Source organism: Alicyclobacillus acidocaldarius subsp. acidocaldarius DSM 446 (assembly GCF_000024285.1).
In the GTDB taxonomy this organism is placed as follows: domain Bacteria; phylum Bacillota; class Bacilli; order Alicyclobacillales; family Alicyclobacillaceae; genus Alicyclobacillus; species Alicyclobacillus acidocaldarius.
The window spans coordinates 2,266,868-2,282,005 of sequence record NC_013205.1 but is presented as its reverse complement, the minus strand read 5'-3'; the positions used below and the strand labels follow the sequence as shown (position 1 = coordinate 2,282,005).

Here is a 15,138-nt window from a genome sequence, read left to right as displayed (position 1 = left end):
GAGAGCGAGGGACGTTCGTTCATGACGCAAATTGCGGAACAAGTGACCGAGATCATTCGCTGGATCTTCTCCTCCTACAGCCGCGTGCCGCGGGAGCGAAGGCAGGGTTTCGATCGCGACGTGCGGCACCCCGAGTGGACGAGGCGACTCCTCGACGCGATGGGTCGGCCGGACGAGCGCGTGTACAACGTCACTGTGACCGGAAGCAAGGGGAAGGGCTCGCACGCCATCCTCACCGCCGCCATGTTGCAGCAGATGGGCGTGCGCGTCGGGCTGTTCACCAGCCCCCATTTGATCGATTTCCTCGAGCGCATTCGACTGCAGGGGATGCCAATTCCAGAAGAAGACTTTGTGCGCGTCGGCGAGTTGGTCCGCGAGGCCGCGTCCGCGCTTCCCGTGCCGGCGGATCAGTATATCGGCCCCGTTGGACTCGTGGCTGTCATGGCCGCCAGATGGTACGAGGAACAGGGCGTCGAGGCCGCTGTGTACGAACTCGGCCGCGGCGCGCGTCACGACGATGTGAACCAGGTCGTGCACCGGGGGGCCATCGTCGCGCCGATCTTCGGCGAACACCTGGACAGGCTGGGGCCCACTTGGGAAGACGTCGTGATCGCCAAAATGGGCATCCTGACGGAACACACAGCCTGGGCCGCGTTAAGTGGACAGCCGCCGCTGTCGCGCAAAGTGATGGCGCCCTTTTTGACGGCGTTTCGCGCCAAGGGCGGCGAGGTGCTCGAAGTTGGAAACGACGTCGAGTGGTCGTGGGAGGACCTCGACGCCGAAGGGCACGTGAAGGTCCGCGGGCCTGGTTTCACCGCGGAAATTCGCGTGGACGAGCGCCTGGTTCCCTATGCGGACAACCTCGCTGCATCCGCAGCAGCCGCGCATCGGGTGTTGCGCGATCTCGGCCGGCCGTCGCGGGAGATCGCGGTCGATCTGCGCGGTCTCGCGCTCATTGGGCGGCTGCAGCGCGTGCGCCGGGAGCCGGACGTCGTGATCGACGGCGCCATCCACGCGCTGAGCGCTGCGTATGTGCGCCGCTTCGCGGAGACCTGGCGCGCGGCACGGGAGGGGCGCGGCCGGGTTCACCTCGTTTTGTCCCTGCCGGACGACAAGGACGCCGACGGCGTGATGCGAGAACTCGCGCCCTTGGCGGACCGCATCCTGTTCACCGAGACGACGAACTCAGCCCTCCACTTCACGCGGGACCTGGTTGCGCTCGCGGCGACACTCGGGTATGCCGCGTCCCACGAGGCGAATCCGCACGACGCCATCCGCGCGGCGCTCGCGGAGGCGTCCCGGGATGATCTCGTCCTCCTCGTGGGCACGCAGTCGTTTGTAGGCGACGCGCTGCGCCACTTTGACGTGCCCACGGGGCCCATCTGGACGCGGGCTGGAGAGGATGGGGCACCGTGTTGACACAACTGCTTCTCATCGGCCTTGGAATCGGCCTCGACAACGGATTGGCCGCCGTCGGGCTCGGCGCGTCCGGGCTCACCCGCCGCGCGCAGTGGCGCGTCGCGCTCATCTTCGCCGTCTTCGAGGCGTGGATGCCCGTCCTCGGCATCTGGATTGGGCGCGAGGTGGCGAGCGTGCTCGGCCAAAGCGCGCACATCGTAGGCATCGCCATCTTGGCGCTGCTCGGCCTGTACAGCCTGTTCAAGCGGCACGAGGAAGAGGACGAGATGGAGGCCGTGCAGCGCGCCCGCGGCCTGCAGATCGTCCTGCTTGCCATCGCGCTTTCCATCGACAATCTGACCGTCGGATTTAGCCTTGGCATGATGCGCGCCCCGCTTGCCTTCGCCGGCGTCGTGTTTGGCACCGTGAGTTTTCTCCTCACCATCGCCGGGCTCGAGGCGGGGCGCTTTCTCGCCTCACGCCTGGAGCATCTGCCGGCGGAGCGGTTGACGGGCCTCGTGCTTCTCGCCGTCGCGGGCTGGATGGCCGCCATGGCATGACAGCCCGCGTATCCTTGTCTTGCCGAAACTTGACGGTTTTTGAGCGCACCGACGGATGTAGTATAATGACCGAGTACAAAATACGGCATTGGGCGATCTCGCTTTGACCCAGGGGATGCGGGCGAGATCGCGAGGGATGAGGAGGTTCTGCTGATGGCAGCGGAAACGACATTCAAAGCCGGGCTGGAAGACGTGGTCTCCAACACGTCTGAAATCTGCTTCTTGGATGGGAAACAGGGTCGCCTTCTGTACTACGGATATGATATCCACGATCTCGTCGATGGCGGCGCCTCGTTTGAGGAGGTCGTGTACCTTCTGTGGCACGGCGAGCTGCCGAATCAGTCGGAGCTGAAAGCGTTCACCGAGGAACTCGCCAGCGAGCGGGCATTGGCTGAACCCGTGCTCGATCTCTTGAAACGCCTCCCGAAGGACGCGAATGCGATGGCCGTACTTCGCACGGCGGTCTCCTTCCTCGGTCTGTATGATCCCGATGACGGCGATGAGAGCCTGGAGGCAAACTACCGCAAAGCCGCGCGCCTCGTCGCGAAGATTCCAACCATCGTGACCTCCTACGAGCGCATCCGCCAAGGACTGGACCCCGTACAACCGGATCCTTCGCTGAGCGCCGCTGCGAACTTCTTCTATCTCCTCCGTGGCACGAAGCCTTCCGAATTCGAGGAGAAGGCATTCAACACCGCACTCATTCTGCACGCAGATCACGAATTGAACGCTTCGACGTTCTCGGCGCGCGTCACGGCGGGCACGCTGTCGGACATGTATTCCGCCATCACGTCGGCCATCGGCACGCTTAAAGGTCCTCTGCACGGCGGCGCCAATGAGCAGGTGATGCGCATGCTGCTCGAAATTGGCGATCCCAGCAAGGCCATCACGTGGATCGACGAGGCGCTCGCGCAGAAGAAGAAGATCATGGGCTTCGGCCATCGCGTGTATCGGACCGAGGATCCGCGCGCGACGCACCTTCGCGAGCTCAGCAAGCAGGCGGGCGAGCTGAAGGGCGAAACGAAATGGTTCGAGATGTCCCAGGCCATTGAAAAGCACATGCTCGAGGTCAAGGGCCTGCACGCGAACGTGGACTTCTATTCGGCGTCGCTCTACTATTCGCTCGGCATTCCGACGCACCTGTACACGCCCATCTTCGCGTGCAGCCGCATCTCCGGGTGGACGGCGCACGTGCTCGAGCAGTACAAGAACAATCGCCTCATCCGCCCGCGGGCCGAGTACGTCGGACCGACGGATCGCAAGTTTGTCCCGCTCAGCGAGCGCTGAGTGGTCTGCTCAAGGCTTCGGCGAACGGCGCGCCTCTTTTGGGGTGCGCCGTTTGACGCTTGCAGGGTTGTGGTTGAGCGTCGGCCGGGCAGCGTGCCAGTGCCTTCGCCCTCTGGCGCGAATTCGCAGCGCGTGACCTGCCCTCCCGGGGCATGCTATCGCCAGGGAGGGATGAACGATGGCAAAGAGCAATCGCCTGTTGCTTGGGCAGGCGTCGCGGGCGCTGCAGGACATGAAGTACGAGATTGCGGGAGAACTCGGCATCACGCCCCCCGCGGACGGCTACTGGGGCTTCGTCTCATCGTACGAGAACGGTTCCATCGGTGGCAGTATTACCAAAAGGCTCGTCCGTTATGCGCAGGAGCGATTGGCGCAGGGAGACGCGGGTTCGCCGTGAGGCTCAGGAAGGCGGCGAGCGAAGGCTGGGGTCGTGACCCCAGCCTTCCGCATGTTCTTGGGACAAAACAACACCCCGCCGGTGCGGGGTGTTGGCGAACCGATGTCGTTCGTCAGTGGACGATGTTGTTCTGGGCTTCGGTGGGCGCAGAAATCTTGCTGAGCGCCGCCCCCGCCTCGTTCACATGGATGTCGACTGTGGCGAGATCGCCAATCGACAGGATGCCGCAAAGGTCGCCTCGCTCGTCCACGATGGGCAGGCGCCGGATCTGGTGTTGCGCCATGAGATCGGCAGCTTCGTGCGCGTCCATGTCAGGCCGCCCGGTGACGACCGCCTTGGTCATGCAGTCTTCGACCCGGGCGTCGCATTTGCCCTGCGCCACGGCCTTCAGCACGATGTCGCGATCCGTGACAATGCCCACCACGCGCCGATTCTCGCACACAGGGATGGATCCGCAGTTTTCGCGTTTCATCGCCTGAGCGGCCTTCTGGATGGAGTCGGTGGCCGAGCAGCACGCGACGTCCGTGGTCATGATCTGCTGAACCTTCATGCCCAATCCCTCCTCGGTGTCATCGGTTCACACGCCGTAGTATGTCCCGTGAGCACCGCGGGCGAAGGGTCATGGGGTGGTAGATCGATGGGATGCGCGCCAGTCCATCACGGCCTTGACAGCCGTGCCGACGCCCCAGATGGCGACCAGTTCTCGGATCAGCAGATCGAGCGGTTGTTGAGATCCCATCGCGCGGAGGACGGGGGCAGGGAGTCCCATCCAGGGCGATAGGGCCCACGCGAAGGAGACGAGCCCGATGCACAGCAGCGCCAGGACGCTGGTGCGGGTGCGCCGGCGCGCCGCCCATATGGCCCACACGCCGAGCCCAAGGTACAGGTAGGCCTCCACGGGCGTGAATCGAAAATAGGCGCCGATGTCCCTGCTCAAGGTGCCTGCCGCGCCAAGTGCAGCGTACAACCACCCGACGATTCGACAAACCCATCTCGGTTTCAAGAAGGGCACCTCGCTTCACCCGTTTGTCCGATGTGTATGCGGCCGGGGAGGAAGCCATGTCCTTCGATGTCGGTTCAAGCGCCCATGTGGTATCTTAACTACGTGACTTTGTCGGGAGGGGTTGTCCTTGGCGATCTCGTCAGAAAAGCGGAGAGGCCGGCGCGTCGGCGCCGCGATCGGCCTTGTGCTCGCCCTTCTGGCGCTTCTCGTGATAGCGCTCGTCGTATGGCGATCTCGGCATTCCTTGCCTGTGGTCCAGACGGCGCCTGTTTCGCTCCAGCGAATCGAGCGGGTGACACTGGCGTCAGGCACAGTCCGACCGGTGGCTCGCCAGATCGTTAACTTGGACAACCTGTCGGGTCCCGTTCAGCGCGTGCTGGTGCACGTGGGGGAGCACGTGCAAGCGGGGCAACCGCTCATTCAGTTGAGCACGGCCTCTGCGGACGCCAGCGTGCAGGCCGCGGAATCGGCGCTCTCCGATGCCGAGTCGGCGTATCAGCGCGTGTTGGCGCAATATAATCAGGCGCCGACGGCGCTCAAGGCGCTGTTTCTGCCGCAGCTGAACGCGGCCGAGGCTTCGGTGGCGTCGGCGAGGAGCCAGCTCGCAGAGGCCCAGGCCAACGAGGCCCAGTTGACCATCACGGCGACGATGTCGGGCATGGTACTGATTGCGAACCCGAACGGCGTGGACGCAGACGGAAATCAGACGCCCGTCGTCGAGGTGGCCAGCCCAGCGAAAGACGTCGTCATGGACCTGTCGGAGGTCGACGCGGCCCAGGTGAAGGTCGGCATGACCGCCACCATGCAGACGGACGCCTATCCCAACCAGACGTTTACCGGCGTGGTGACGTCCATCGCGCCGTATGCCGAACTCTCCTCGAGCGGCGCCCCGGTCGTGGAGGTGACCGTGCAGCCGCGCGGATCGTTTCCCGTTCCGTACGGGTATCAGCTCACCTGCCGGATCCTCAGCCGCTCGCCATCGCCGGTGCCCACGGTGCCCTACAGCGCCATTGTGCAGAACGGAACCGGCTATGCGGTGTACGAGTGGAGGAACGGGCGCGTGTATCTGGTGCCGGTCAAGCTCGGCATGACGAGCGATACGGCGGTGCAGGTGCTGTCCGGGGTGGCGCCTGGCGATCGCGTCGTGATCAATCCACCGGACAATCTCGTGAACGGAGAGGCAGTGCGCACATCATGATTCGCCTCGTGGGCGTGACGAAGTCGTATACCGTGGGCGATCAGGTCGTTCCCGTGCTGAAGGGCATTCACCTCGAGGTTCAGAGAGGCGAGTTCGTCGCGGTCATGGGCCCCTCGGGCAGTGGCAAATCCACGCTCATGCACATCCTCGGGCTCTTGGACCGGCCGAGTTCGGGCGACTATGAACTGAACGGCGCGTCGGTGCTTCACCTGGCCTCGAACGATCTCGCCCGCCTCCGCAATCAGAACATCGGGTTCGTGTTTCAGAATTTTCACCTCATCCCGCGCATGTCCGCGGTGCGCAATGTGGAACTTCCGATGGTCTACGCAGGCGTGCCTCGCGCCAAGCGGCGAGCGCGAGCCATGGAGCTGCTCGAGATGGTCGGCATGGCGAACCGCGCGCATCACCTGCCGAATGAGCTGTCGGGAGGCCAGCGGCAGCGCGTCGCGATCGCCCGCGCGCTCGCCAACGACCCCTCCATCCTGCTCGCCGATGAACCTACCGGCGCGCTCGATCAGCAGACGGGCGCCGAGATCCTCCGCATTCTCCGGGATCTCCACGCGGCCGGCCGCACGGTCATGGTCATCACGCACGATCCCCACGTTGCGCGCGCCGGCAAACGCGTCCTGCACATGGTCGATGGCGAGATCGTGCGAGAGGAGGTGCCGGATGAGCCTCGATGAGATGCTCCGCATGGCCTTGGCTTCGCTCGCGGCCAACAAGACGCGGGCGTTCCTCACGATGCTCGGCATATGGATTGGCGTGGCCTCGATCCTCGCGATTGTTGCCATCGGCAACGGTGGCAAAGCGCTGGTCATCGGGGCCATCTCAAGCGGAAGTCAGCGGAACGTCATTCAAATTGTGCCTCGAGAGCTCGTGGCGCCCGGCCTACCGCAGCCCGGGCAGGTACTCTCCATCGACGATTCCGATCTCGCCATCGCCGCATCGTTCTCCGGCGTGGAAAGCGTGAATGAGACCTTTTATGGCACCGCCGTGGTGCAGAGCGGAGATAAGTCGGACAATGTGACGCTGTTCGCGGGTCCCGCGGATTTGGACCATCTCGCCCGCTTCGTCGTCGTCCGCGGTCACATGTTCACCGCGGAGGACGTGCTGTCTCACGGTAACGTCGCGGTCATCAGTCAGTCGCTCGCGAATAAGCTGTTTGGGAGCGGAAATCCGCTCGGCGCCGTCATCACCCTGTCCGGCGTGCCGCTCGAGGTCATTGGCGTGGCGGAGCCGGAGCAGGCGAGCCTGTACTCGTTGGTGATGGGGAGTGACAATTTGTACATACCCGACACCACGTGCGAAGATATTTTCCCGAATTGGACAGCATCCGAGATGGATGTGGTGGTGAATCCTGGAGTCGATGTCCAGAGCCTGGCGAAGCGAATCGTGCTCGCGCTCAATATCCATGCGGGCGATCCGACGGCATTCGTCGACTCGTCAGGTCTCGTCGCGAGTGTCGCGGCTTTGATCGGAAAGGTGACGACCATCTTGACGGCCGTGATCGGCGCGGTGGCGGGGATCGCCCTGCTCGTGGGCGGGGTCGGCGTGATGAACATCATGCTGGTGTCGGTCACGGAACGCACGCAGGAGATTGGCATTCGCGTGTCGCTCGGTGCTAGGAAACGTGACATCGTGCTCCAGTTTCTTGTGGAGGCCATGGCCATCACCTCGCTAGGAGGTGTCGCCGGCATCGCGACAGGGCTTGCGGTGAGCGGCGCCCTGCGCGCGCTCACCGGCATTCCGGCCTTCGTGCCCTGGCCGGTTGGCGCGTTGGCGTTTGTCTTCTCGGCTGCCATCGGCGTCGTCTGCGGACTGTATCCGGCGGTGAAGGCCGCGAACCTCAATCCGATTGACGCCCTGCGGTACGAATAAGTTGCGCGCCGTTTGTACCTATCTGGGCTGTCCAGTATACTGAGTGCAGAGAGTGTGAAGATAGGCGACATCGAGGTTGTGCTTGATAAGGATGGTTGCGGATGCGCTTGGGGTTGAACATCGAGTACGACGGAAAAAATTATGATGTGTTGGAACTGCCGAATGAAGCGTTTGTCTGCCTTTTGCCGTGCATGACACCGGAGCAGTACAATCGGATCAATCGGCGTTTTGAGGACGTTTGGCCGGATGTGACGGTTCGGAGAAATCACATCCTCGCGTTCACGGCGGAGCGCGTTCACACGCCTGTGGATTACGTGTTTCTGTACCGAGGACCGTTCTGGTTCGACGACGAGGATTTGGACCGATACATTCAGGCGCACACCATGCAGGGTTACCGCCCCTGTTGATAGAGTTGGAGGAACTCGGTTGGCTTCGGAGCGCACCGTGATCGTATTTTTTGCGGGAAACGAAGTGGGGGGCGCTGCGACGCACCTCGCGACCTGGGCGAAGGCGCTGAAGGGCGCGCAGGTCGACTACCGCTACCGCTTTGTCAGCTTGGGCGACGGACCGCTTGCGGACGAACTGCGGCAGATGGGGATGTTGCACGGCGCGGTCGCAGGGACGGTTGGCGCCATACGCGATTTGGCTCGTGTGCTCCGACGCGAGCGCGCGTGGATTCTCCACTCGCACGGACCGCGCATGAATATGCTCGCATCGTTCGCCGCATCGAGTGCGGGGGCCATCTGGACCGCTACGATTCACAGCCATCCTCGATACGACTTCGAGGGGCACCCCTTGAAAGCCGCCTTGTTTCCCAGCCTCCATCTGTGGCGCCTGTCTCGTGCGCGCGGCCTGTTTGTGGTTCAGCCCGCGCTCGGAGACGCCCTTCCCTGCCGGACCATCCTCGAGGTTCCCAATGCGTTTTTTCCGCGGCTACCCAGGGCTTCGCGCGACGTGTGCGCAGCCGAATGGCGACGTCGGCTGGGCCTGAACCCAGAATCGAGGCTGATCGGCATCGCGGCCCGGCTCGATCCGGTCAAACAGATCGACGTCGCCATCGCCGCCCTGGCGCTTCTCTCAGACCTGGACGTTCATCTGCTTGTCGCGGGCGACGGGCGAGATCGTATCCGGTTAGAAGCGGCAGCGGAGGACTGCGGCGTGCGCCATCGGGTTCACTTTTTGGGGCATTTGCAGGATGTGCGCGATTTGTATTGCGCCATCGACGTCCACGTGTTGCCCTCGAAGAGCGAAGGAGCTCCCACCTCCATGTTGGAGGCCGGTTATTACGGGGCCGCGAACATCGGGTCGGACGTACCGGGCATTCGGCGGATGCTGCTCGACGGAGAGGCTGGCGCGCTTGTGCCGTCTGGCGATGTGCAGGCCCTTGCTCATGCGGTGCGGCGACTTCTCACGGACACCAAGGCGCGGGACGCCTACGTGGAACGGTTTCAGCGGCTCGTGCTTCCGAGGTATAGGCCGGAACGCATGGTCGTCGCGTACGAGCGCGGCTACACGGTAATCGAGGAAGATGCGGTGCGAAGTGGCTGGAGGCTTCCGGCGAACTCTGAACAGACGAGGTGAATGGATGATGTGGCGTCGGCGGCGCGTGTGGCGCGTTCGCTTCTTACCTCCGACACCTTATGGCGATCCCGCCCCTGCCGGTTGGATCTTTTTACTCGTCACGGTGTTGTGGTACCTCATCGTGGAGACCATCACGGGCAGGTCGACGTTTGGCCTTCTGCGCGCTGGCGCGCTGTATCCGCCGCTCGTGGAGCACGGCCAGTGGTTTCGCGTCCTGAGCACGATGTTTGTCCACGTGAGCCTCTGGCACATCCTCGTGAATATGATCTCGCTGTGGACCTTGTTCGTGGTCGAGCAGGCGCTGTCGACGCCTGTGTTCATCGCATTGTACGTCATCTCGGGCGCGGTCGGCAGTTTGCTGACGCTGCCCATCTCGCCGGACCAGGTCTCGGCGGGCGCGTCGGGAGCCATCTTCGGCCTGTTCGGCGCGATGCTTGCGCTCGCCTTGATGGGCATGTTTCCGCCATATGTCCGCAACCAATTGCTGATGGTGCTCGCGGTTAATGTCGTGATCGACATCATGAACCTGGGGACCATCGGCTGGATGGCGCACTTGGGCGGGCTTGCGACCGGAATGGCCTTGACCTACGGATTTGCGAAATGGCTCCGGAACCCGCGGTTTTGGACGGTGCTCGCCTGGATATGCAGCTTGGCCTGCGGAATCAGCTTGGTGTGGGATCTGGCGACGCCGTTGCCACTGTCCTGGTGAGGCATTCAATTCCTGATTGCAAATTGTCTAGGGAGGCCGTATACTACTCATCGTAGTGTTGACCTGTCGGACGGCGCATGATGTCCACGTGCGCCATGGCGAGTGCAGTCAACTGCAAATGGAAGAGGACTTACACTTAAAGGGTTAGGACCTCTGAGGACTAACTTTCCCCCGTGGTGTAAGTGCGATTCCACATGCCTTTTTCTCAAGAACGGCATGGCCGATTTGTTTGTAAAGGGGGACTTTTTTCATGGACACAATGGGGCGTCACGTCATCGCAGAGCTTTGGGAGTGTGATCCGGAGCGTCTGAACGACGTTCACGGAATCGAGCGCGCCATGGTGACCGCGGCCTTGGAGGCGGGCGCGGAGGTTCGCGAAGTTGCGTTCCACAAGTTCGCACCGCAGGGCGTCAGCGGCGTCGTCATCATTTCGGAGTCGCATCTCACGATTCACAGTTTTCCCGAGCATGGCTACGCGAGTATCGATGTGTACACCTGCGGGGACCGCATCGATCCGAATGTGGCGTGCGACTACATCACGAAGTACCTGGGCGCGAAGCGCCTTGAAGCAATAGAGCTTCCTCGCGGCGTAGGCCAGATACAGGTGCACGATGTGAAGGTGCGCGCGTTCTAACGCAACGGAGTGCCGCTCGGCCAAAAAAGGGGCGCCGGCTCACCGGCGCCCTTGCGCGTGTGTAGGGCGGGTGAAGATCGCCCTTTATTCGTTCCGGCTCGGAACCGGTGCGCCCGCAAACACGCGCTCGTGGTGTGTCGGAATGCGTCGATCCAGCAGAATATTGCCGTTGCCCGCGTCCACAATGACCAGGTACTTGTCCTCGTCATCGCGCGCGATCGCCATATACACCAGATTCGTGCGGATGTTGCGAAGCTGGATATCCTCGATCTTGCAACCCGGGTGTTCCGACATCACGGCCTTGCGCGCCTGCGCTTCGGTGCACTTGGCGTACTTCTGCAATTTTTTTGTATACGCGTCGTGGCTGGCCTGATATGCTTCGCGGAGGGTCTCGCGTGAGACCTGAACGCTCGAATGGATTTCGAATTGGTGAGAAGGCCCGTTGACGGGTGCGTTCGGCTCGGCCGACTCCACGGCCGGAGCAGCGAGAACGTGCGCGGGCGCTTGCCACCAGCAGGCCGATACGAGGCAGGCCGCCGCGGCTGCGGTGAGGAACCATCGTTTCATGGGGTCCACTCCTTCATCTGTGGGCTGTCGACATTAGGATGTCCAATGCGGATGGAACCATACATATTATGGAATTTTTGTCTTGGGAAACGCGAGACATCGGAGCTAGGTGCCAAGGAGACGCAAAATTGTACTTGCGCGATGGCCCGACACGCTGTATAATCAATCTCGTGCGTTGCGGGGCCGTAGCTCAAAGGGAGAGCACTACGCTGGCAGCGTAGGGGTTGTGGGTTCGAGTCCCATCGGCTCCACCATCTGGTGTACGGCGGCTCGGTAGCTCAGTCGGTAGAGCAGAGGACTGAAAATCCTCGTGTCGGCGGTTCGATTCCGTCCCGAGCCACCAGCCATGCGGAAGTAGCTCAGGGGTAGAGCATCGCCTTGCCAAGGCGAGGGCCGCGGGTTCGAATCCCGTCTTCCGCTCCAGGGCATTCGCTGCGAAACCCGGGCGGGGCAAGTCTCTGTCCGGGTTGCGCGGCCTCAAGGCGCCGTAGCCAAGTGGTAAGGCAGAGGTCTGCAAAACCTTCACCGCCGGTTCGAATCCGGCCGGCGCCTCCAGTTGAAAAAGCTCGTTGTGACGCGGCTTGCGAGGTTTTCGCGGCCGCGTCTTTCGTTTTTTGCGCTTCCTCCGGCGAAGGCTCGGCTCCACGCGGAGACATGTTGTGCTATAATCTTTTCAGTGATTTTCGAATCCTTGTGATGCAGTTGTTGGGAGAGGGGCAGCGCCGTTGAGGCGACACCTGTGGACCATCCTTTCGGAGCGAATCGCGTTTCAAAATCCCTGGATCCGGGTGGTCGAGTACGACGTGCTTCGGCCGGATGGACAGCCTGGCCTGTACGGCGTGATCGACGCTGGGCATAACGCTGGCGTGGTGGCGGTGGATGAACAGGACCGCGTGGCGCTCCTCCGCGAATTCGTCTTTCCCGTCGACAGGTTCCTGTGGCAGATTCCGAGCGGCCAGTTTCGCGATGAAGGGCCGGAGGCCGCTGCGGCTCGGGAACTTCGCGAAGAAACGGGCATCGTCGCGCGTTCGTGGACGTCTCTCGGGACGGCACACCTGAGCGCAGGCATCTCGACGCAGGAGACCCATCTGTTTCTCGCGCGAGACTTGTGCGTAGGGGAAGCGGATCGCGAGCCGACAGAGACCATGACCGTCTCATGGCTTCCATTGGAGGATGCGGTTCACATGTGTTTGCGCGGCGAAATCACAGATGCCGTGAGTGTGATGGGGCTGTTGAAAGCGTTCCTATGGATCGGACGGCATGGCCTGGAACGGGGGTGAGAGGGTGAAATTGTCGGAAGACGAGATCGAGCAGAGGCTGGCGGAATTGCCGGGGTGGCAGCGCGAGGATCAGTTCATCCGCAAACGGTTCGGGTTTGCGTCGTTTCCAGAAGCCGTCGCATTCGTGAATCGCGTGGCGGAAATTGCGGAGCGCAGAAACCACCATCCGTTGATTTCGATTGACTACAAGTACGTGACGCTGCGCTTCACGACGTGGCACGCCGGCGGCCTGACGTCTGAGGATTTTGATGAGGCCAAGGAGATCGAAAGCCTCTACGCCTCGAAAGAGGCGACGTGAGAGCGCAGGGCGCTGTCACGTCATTTCAGCCGCAGGATCTTGGCCCCTTGGTTCTGCGGAGCCGGGGGCTTGGGACCGAGTGCGGCGGCCATGTCATCGGTGACCTGCTTGAGCGCTTCATAGCAGTGTTCCATGGGCACAGAGGAATCCCACATGACGTCGCAATGGCCGTCCTCGTATACAATCACGCTGATCACGTATTGAATGTCGCTCATCACGTGAATCTCCTTTCGTCCGCCGGGCGAGATCGCCTGAACTCATTGTACCCTGTGGAGGGATCAAAGTGAAACTGGCGCATGCCGAGCCGTTGGACGGTGGGCAAGCGCTTACGAGGGGGGAATGGCGTGCTCCTAGGGTGCTGCGTTGGGCCTCGAGAGTTGCGCTTTGTCCGCGACGCCGGGTTTGACTACGCCGAGTTGAACGCGAAGGTGACCAAACCGAGCATGCCGGATGCAGAATGGCGGGCGATTCGCGACGAACTGCTGCGAAATCAGGTGCCGCTGCTCGCGTTCAATCGTCTGTTTCCGCCGGACATGTCGATCGTGGGCCCGGACGTGGACATGGACGAGATCGCGCGGTACCTGGCCGTTGCCTTTGCGCGAATGGCCGATCTCGGCGGTCAACACGTCGGCTTCGGGGCAGGCAAGAATCGCCGCGTGCCGGACGGTTTTCCGCGGGACGAGGCGCGCGCGCAACTGGCCCGCGTGGTGCGGATGGCGGGCGATCTCGCCGCCGCGCACGGGATGTGGGTCCACTTCGAGTTTTTCAATCGCGCGGAGACGAATCTCATCAACACGGTGGAAGACGCGGTGTCGTTTGTGCAAGAGCTTGCTCACGATCGCGTCGACCTGCTCGTCGATTTCTATCACCTCGTGCAAAATGGCGAGCCCGTGAGCGAGCTGACAAAGGCAGGGGGCCGCATTGGTTACGTGCACGTGGCGGACGAAGAGCGGAAATGGCCGGGCAGCGGCTCGCTCCCCGTCCGAGAATGGTTTGAGGTGCTCCGGGAGATCGGCTATCAGGGCCCCATCTCCATCGAGTGCAATTTCGAAGATCCCATCCCCGAACTGAGGCAAGCCGGGGAAGCCATTCGCAGGCTCAGTTATTCGGGCGGCTCAGGGCGATAGGCTGCTTGAGGCGGTGTCCTCGCGGAGGCCCGCCCCTGCCAGATGTGAACTCGAGGGCGCACGACGAGAAAGTCACGGAGGAGGATGGTTTGCATGCGAACGATGAAACTTGGCTGCACGCATCTGGAGGTACCCGTTGTCGGCATTGGCTGTATGCGCATCAATCGCCTCAGCCAAGCGGAAGCCGAGCGATACATCCAGACAGCGCTTGAACTCGGCGCGAATTTCTTCGATCACGCCGACATCTACGGGGGCGGCGAGTGTGAATCGAGGTTCGCCGAGGCCATTCACATGAACGACGACGTGCGCGAGCGCGTCATCTTGCAATCGAAGTGTGGCATCCGCAAAGGGATGTACGACTTTTCGAAGGAACACATTCTGGAGGCCGTCGACGGAAGCCTGCGCCGCCTCCACACGGATTACCTCGACGTGCTCCTTTTGCACCGGCCAGATGCGCTTGTTGAACCCGAAGAAGTCGCGGAAGCGTTTGAAATCCTGCAGACGACAGGCAAGGTTCGTTATTTCGGAGTCTCCAATCACAAACCGATGCAAATTGAGCTGCTGAAAAAGTTTGTCCACCAACCTATTGTGGCCAATCAATTGCAACTCAGCATCACGAATGCCACCCTGATCGCCCAGGGCATGAACCTCAACATGGGGAACGAGTGGGCGGTCGATCGCGACGAGAGTGTGCTCGACTACTGCAGGATCCACGACATCACCATTCAGCCGTGGTCCCCATTTTTATACGGGTTCTTCGAAGGTGTCTTCTTGGACAATCCGAAGTTTCCGGAATTGAACCGGAAGCTGGACGAAATCGCGGCGCGCTACGGCGTGTCCAACGTGACCATCGCCATCGCGTGGCTCCTGCGCCATCCGGCGAAGATGCAGCCCATCATCGGTACCATGAACGTGGATCGCCTGCGCGCGTCGTGCCAAGCGGCGGACATTCAGCTCACGCGGCAGGAGTGGTACGAGATCTACCTCGCGGCAGGCTACCAGTTGCCCTGAGCGAGGCCGGCAAGTACACGAGGATCGGCTCGAATGCCGGTCCTCTTTTCATTTGCGCTGTCAACCATCTTGATTTGCGCCATGTGCCCCAAAAGGGGGTGCGCCGCACTTTCACGTCTTTTCAAACGTGGTCAACATCTCGTCGTCGCTTGTCTTTCTTTGTCCAAATTGCTATATTCGGAGGCGGTCGCGCGATGGCAACGGCGCTGT

General features: G+C 62.1%; 19 protein-coding genes and 4 tRNA genes. 19 read left to right on the top strand and 4 right to left on the bottom strand.

Annotation, left to right across the window (positions count from 1 at the left end):
• The first annotated feature begins 21 nt into the window (after nt 1–21).
• The 4 genes from AACI_RS11010 (at nt 22) to AACI_RS10995 (ending at nt 3,642) form a co-directional block, all read left to right on the top strand.
• Entirely contained in the window at nt 22–1,419 is a 1,398-nt protein-coding gene (locus AACI_RS11010) for a glutamate ligase domain-containing protein (RefSeq protein ID WP_012811485.1), read from the top strand.
• Nucleotides 1,413–1,958: a manganese efflux pump MntP gene (locus AACI_RS11005; protein WP_012811484.1), complete on the top strand. Its 546-nt coding sequence runs from the start codon at nt 1,413–1,415 to the stop codon at nt 1,956–1,958. The genes AACI_RS11010 and AACI_RS11005 overlap by 7 nt, the downstream gene beginning before the upstream one ends.
• Nucleotides 1,959–2,111: 153 nt before the next feature.
• Nucleotides 2,112–3,245, top strand: a complete 1,134-nt coding sequence (locus AACI_RS11000) for a citrate synthase (RefSeq protein ID WP_012811483.1) — start codon at nt 2,112–2,114, stop codon at nt 3,243–3,245.
• A 178-nt stretch (nt 3,246–3,423) separates the two neighbouring features.
• A complete protein-coding gene (locus AACI_RS10995) occupies nt 3,424–3,642 on the top strand; it encodes an alpha/beta-type small acid-soluble spore protein (protein ID WP_012811482.1) in 219 nt (72 codons plus the stop codon).
• A 112-nt stretch (nt 3,643–3,754) separates the two neighbouring features.
• On the opposite strand, the gene AACI_RS10990 is transcribed toward AACI_RS10995, so the two are convergent.
• Together AACI_RS10990 and AACI_RS10985 are read right to left on the bottom strand one after the other, a co-directional pair.
• A complete protein-coding gene (locus AACI_RS10990; RefSeq protein ID WP_008340229.1) occupies nt 3,755–4,192 on the bottom strand; it encodes a CBS domain-containing protein in 438 nt (145 codons plus the stop codon).
• A 69-nt stretch (nt 4,193–4,261) separates the two neighbouring features.
• Complete coding sequence (locus tag AACI_RS10985; RefSeq protein ID WP_245530564.1) at nt 4,262–4,654, bottom strand: hypothetical protein; 393 nt, start codon at nt 4,652–4,654, stop codon at nt 4,262–4,264.
• A gap of 118 nt (nt 4,655–4,772) precedes the next feature.
• Here AACI_RS10985 and AACI_RS10980 point away from each other — a divergent pair, with 118 nt between their 5' ends.
• The 7 genes from AACI_RS10980 (at nt 4,773) to speD (ending at nt 10,645) form a co-directional block, all read left to right on the top strand.
• The gene (locus AACI_RS10980; RefSeq protein WP_012811480.1) at nt 4,773–5,843 is read left to right on the top strand and encodes an efflux RND transporter periplasmic adaptor subunit; all 1,071 of its coding nucleotides are present in this window, start codon (nt 4,773–4,775) and stop codon (nt 5,841–5,843) included.
• The gene (locus AACI_RS10975; RefSeq protein ID WP_012811479.1) at nt 5,840–6,526 is read left to right on the top strand and encodes an ABC transporter ATP-binding protein; all 687 of its coding nucleotides are present in this window, start codon (nt 5,840–5,842) and stop codon (nt 6,524–6,526) included. The genes AACI_RS10980 and AACI_RS10975 overlap by 4 nt, the downstream gene beginning before the upstream one ends.
• Nucleotides 6,513–7,721, top strand: coding sequence for an ABC transporter permease (locus AACI_RS10970; RefSeq protein ID WP_012811478.1), 1,209 nt, complete (start codon nt 6,513–6,515; stop codon nt 7,719–7,721). Before AACI_RS10975 ends, AACI_RS10970 begins: the two co-directional genes overlap by 14 nt.
• A 101-nt stretch (nt 7,722–7,822) precedes the next feature.
• Nucleotides 7,823–8,128 (top strand): hypothetical protein, encoded by a 306-nt coding sequence (locus AACI_RS10965; protein ID WP_008340235.1) that lies wholly within the window; start codon nt 7,823–7,825, stop codon nt 8,126–8,128.
• Between the two features lie 19 nt (nt 8,129–8,147).
• A complete protein-coding gene (locus tag AACI_RS10960) occupies nt 8,148–9,302 on the top strand; it encodes a glycosyltransferase family 4 protein (RefSeq protein ID WP_012811477.1) in 1,155 nt (384 codons plus the stop codon).
• Nucleotides 9,303–9,306: 4 nt separating this feature from the next.
• The gene (locus tag AACI_RS10955; RefSeq protein WP_012811476.1) at nt 9,307–10,011 is read left to right on the top strand and encodes a rhomboid family intramembrane serine protease; all 705 of its coding nucleotides are present in this window, start codon (nt 9,307–9,309) and stop codon (nt 10,009–10,011) included.
• Between the two features lie 250 nt (nt 10,012–10,261).
• Complete coding sequence (gene speD, locus AACI_RS10950) at nt 10,262–10,645, top strand: adenosylmethionine decarboxylase (protein WP_008340238.1); 384 nt, start codon at nt 10,262–10,264, stop codon at nt 10,643–10,645.
• 84 nt (nt 10,646–10,729) lie between these two features.
• Here speD and AACI_RS10945 read toward each other — a convergent pair whose 3' ends face one another.
• Complete coding sequence (locus AACI_RS10945; RefSeq protein WP_012811475.1) at nt 10,730–11,212, bottom strand: PepSY domain-containing protein; 483 nt, start codon at nt 11,210–11,212, stop codon at nt 10,730–10,732.
• A 179-nt stretch (nt 11,213–11,391) separates the two neighbouring features.
• Here AACI_RS10945 and AACI_RS10940 point away from each other — a divergent pair.
• The 6 genes from AACI_RS10940 (at nt 11,392) to AACI_RS10915 (ending at nt 12,790) form a co-directional block, all read left to right on the top strand.
• A tRNA-Ala gene (locus AACI_RS10940) sits at nt 11,392–11,466 on the top strand.
• A gap of 13 nt (nt 11,467–11,479) precedes the next feature.
• Nucleotides 11,480–11,555, top strand: a tRNA-Phe gene (locus AACI_RS10935).
• A 5-nt stretch (nt 11,556–11,560) separates the two neighbouring features.
• Nucleotides 11,561–11,635: transfer RNA gene (locus tag AACI_RS10930), tRNA-Gly, on the top strand.
• A 58-nt stretch (nt 11,636–11,693) separates the two neighbouring features.
• Nucleotides 11,694–11,767: transfer RNA gene (locus AACI_RS10925), tRNA-Cys, on the top strand.
• A gap of 170 nt (nt 11,768–11,937) precedes the next feature.
• A complete protein-coding gene (locus tag AACI_RS10920; protein WP_012811474.1) occupies nt 11,938–12,492 on the top strand; it encodes an NUDIX domain-containing protein in 555 nt (184 codons plus the stop codon).
• 4 nt (nt 12,493–12,496) lie between these two features.
• Entirely contained in the window at nt 12,497–12,790 is a 294-nt protein-coding gene (locus AACI_RS10915; RefSeq protein ID WP_081442665.1) for a 4a-hydroxytetrahydrobiopterin dehydratase, read from the top strand.
• Nucleotides 12,791–12,810: 20 nt separating this feature from the next.
• Here the strand turns inward: AACI_RS10915 and AACI_RS10910 are convergent, their stop codons facing one another.
• A complete protein-coding gene (locus tag AACI_RS10910) occupies nt 12,811–13,005 on the bottom strand; it encodes a hypothetical protein (protein ID WP_008340244.1) in 195 nt (64 codons plus the stop codon).
• A 162-nt stretch (nt 13,006–13,167) separates the two neighbouring features.
• Between AACI_RS10910 and AACI_RS10905 the strand changes: the two genes are divergently transcribed.
• Together AACI_RS10905 and AACI_RS10900 are read left to right on the top strand one after the other, a co-directional pair.
• Nucleotides 13,168–13,917, top strand: a complete 750-nt coding sequence (locus AACI_RS10905; RefSeq protein ID WP_245530562.1) for a sugar phosphate isomerase/epimerase family protein — start codon at nt 13,168–13,170, stop codon at nt 13,915–13,917.
• A 93-nt stretch (nt 13,918–14,010) separates the two neighbouring features.
• A complete protein-coding gene (locus tag AACI_RS10900; protein ID WP_012811471.1) occupies nt 14,011–14,928 on the top strand; it encodes an aldo/keto reductase in 918 nt (305 codons plus the stop codon).
• Nucleotides 14,929–15,138: the final 210 nt, after the last annotated feature.

Bases quoted from the DNA above. Each gene is read 5' to 3' on its own strand.
- AACI_RS11010 (WP_012811485.1), top strand. From the start codon at position 22: ATGACGCAAATTGCGGAACAAGTGACCGAGATCATTCGCTGGATCTTC.
- AACI_RS11000 (WP_012811483.1), top strand. From the start codon at position 2,112: ATGGCAGCGGAAACGACATTCAAAGCCGGGCTGGAAGACGTGGTCTCC.
- AACI_RS10995 (WP_012811482.1), top strand. From the start codon at position 3,424: ATGGCAAAGAGCAATCGCCTGTTGCTTGGGCAGGCGTCGCGGGCGCTG.
- AACI_RS10990 (WP_008340229.1), bottom strand. From the start codon at position 4,192: ATGAAGGTTCAGCAGATCATGACCACGGACGTCGCGTGCTGCTCGGCC.
- AACI_RS10975 (WP_012811479.1), top strand. From the start codon at position 5,840: ATGATTCGCCTCGTGGGCGTGACGAAGTCGTATACCGTGGGCGATCAG.
- AACI_RS10970 (WP_012811478.1), top strand. From the start codon at position 6,513: ATGAGCCTCGATGAGATGCTCCGCATGGCCTTGGCTTCGCTCGCGGCC.
- AACI_RS10965 (WP_008340235.1), top strand. From the start codon at position 7,823: ATGCGCTTGGGGTTGAACATCGAGTACGACGGAAAAAATTATGATGTG.
- AACI_RS10955 (WP_012811476.1), top strand. From the start codon at position 9,307: ATGATGTGGCGTCGGCGGCGCGTGTGGCGCGTTCGCTTCTTACCTCCG.
- speD (WP_008340238.1), top strand. From the start codon at position 10,262: ATGGACACAATGGGGCGTCACGTCATCGCAGAGCTTTGGGAGTGTGAT.
- AACI_RS10945 (WP_012811475.1), bottom strand. From the start codon at position 11,212: ATGAAACGATGGTTCCTCACCGCAGCCGCGGCGGCCTGCCTCGTATCG.
- AACI_RS10910 (WP_008340244.1), bottom strand. From the start codon at position 13,005: ATGAGCGACATTCAATACGTGATCAGCGTGATTGTATACGAGGACGGC.
- AACI_RS10900 (WP_012811471.1), top strand. From the start codon at position 14,011: ATGCGAACGATGAAACTTGGCTGCACGCATCTGGAGGTACCCGTTGTC.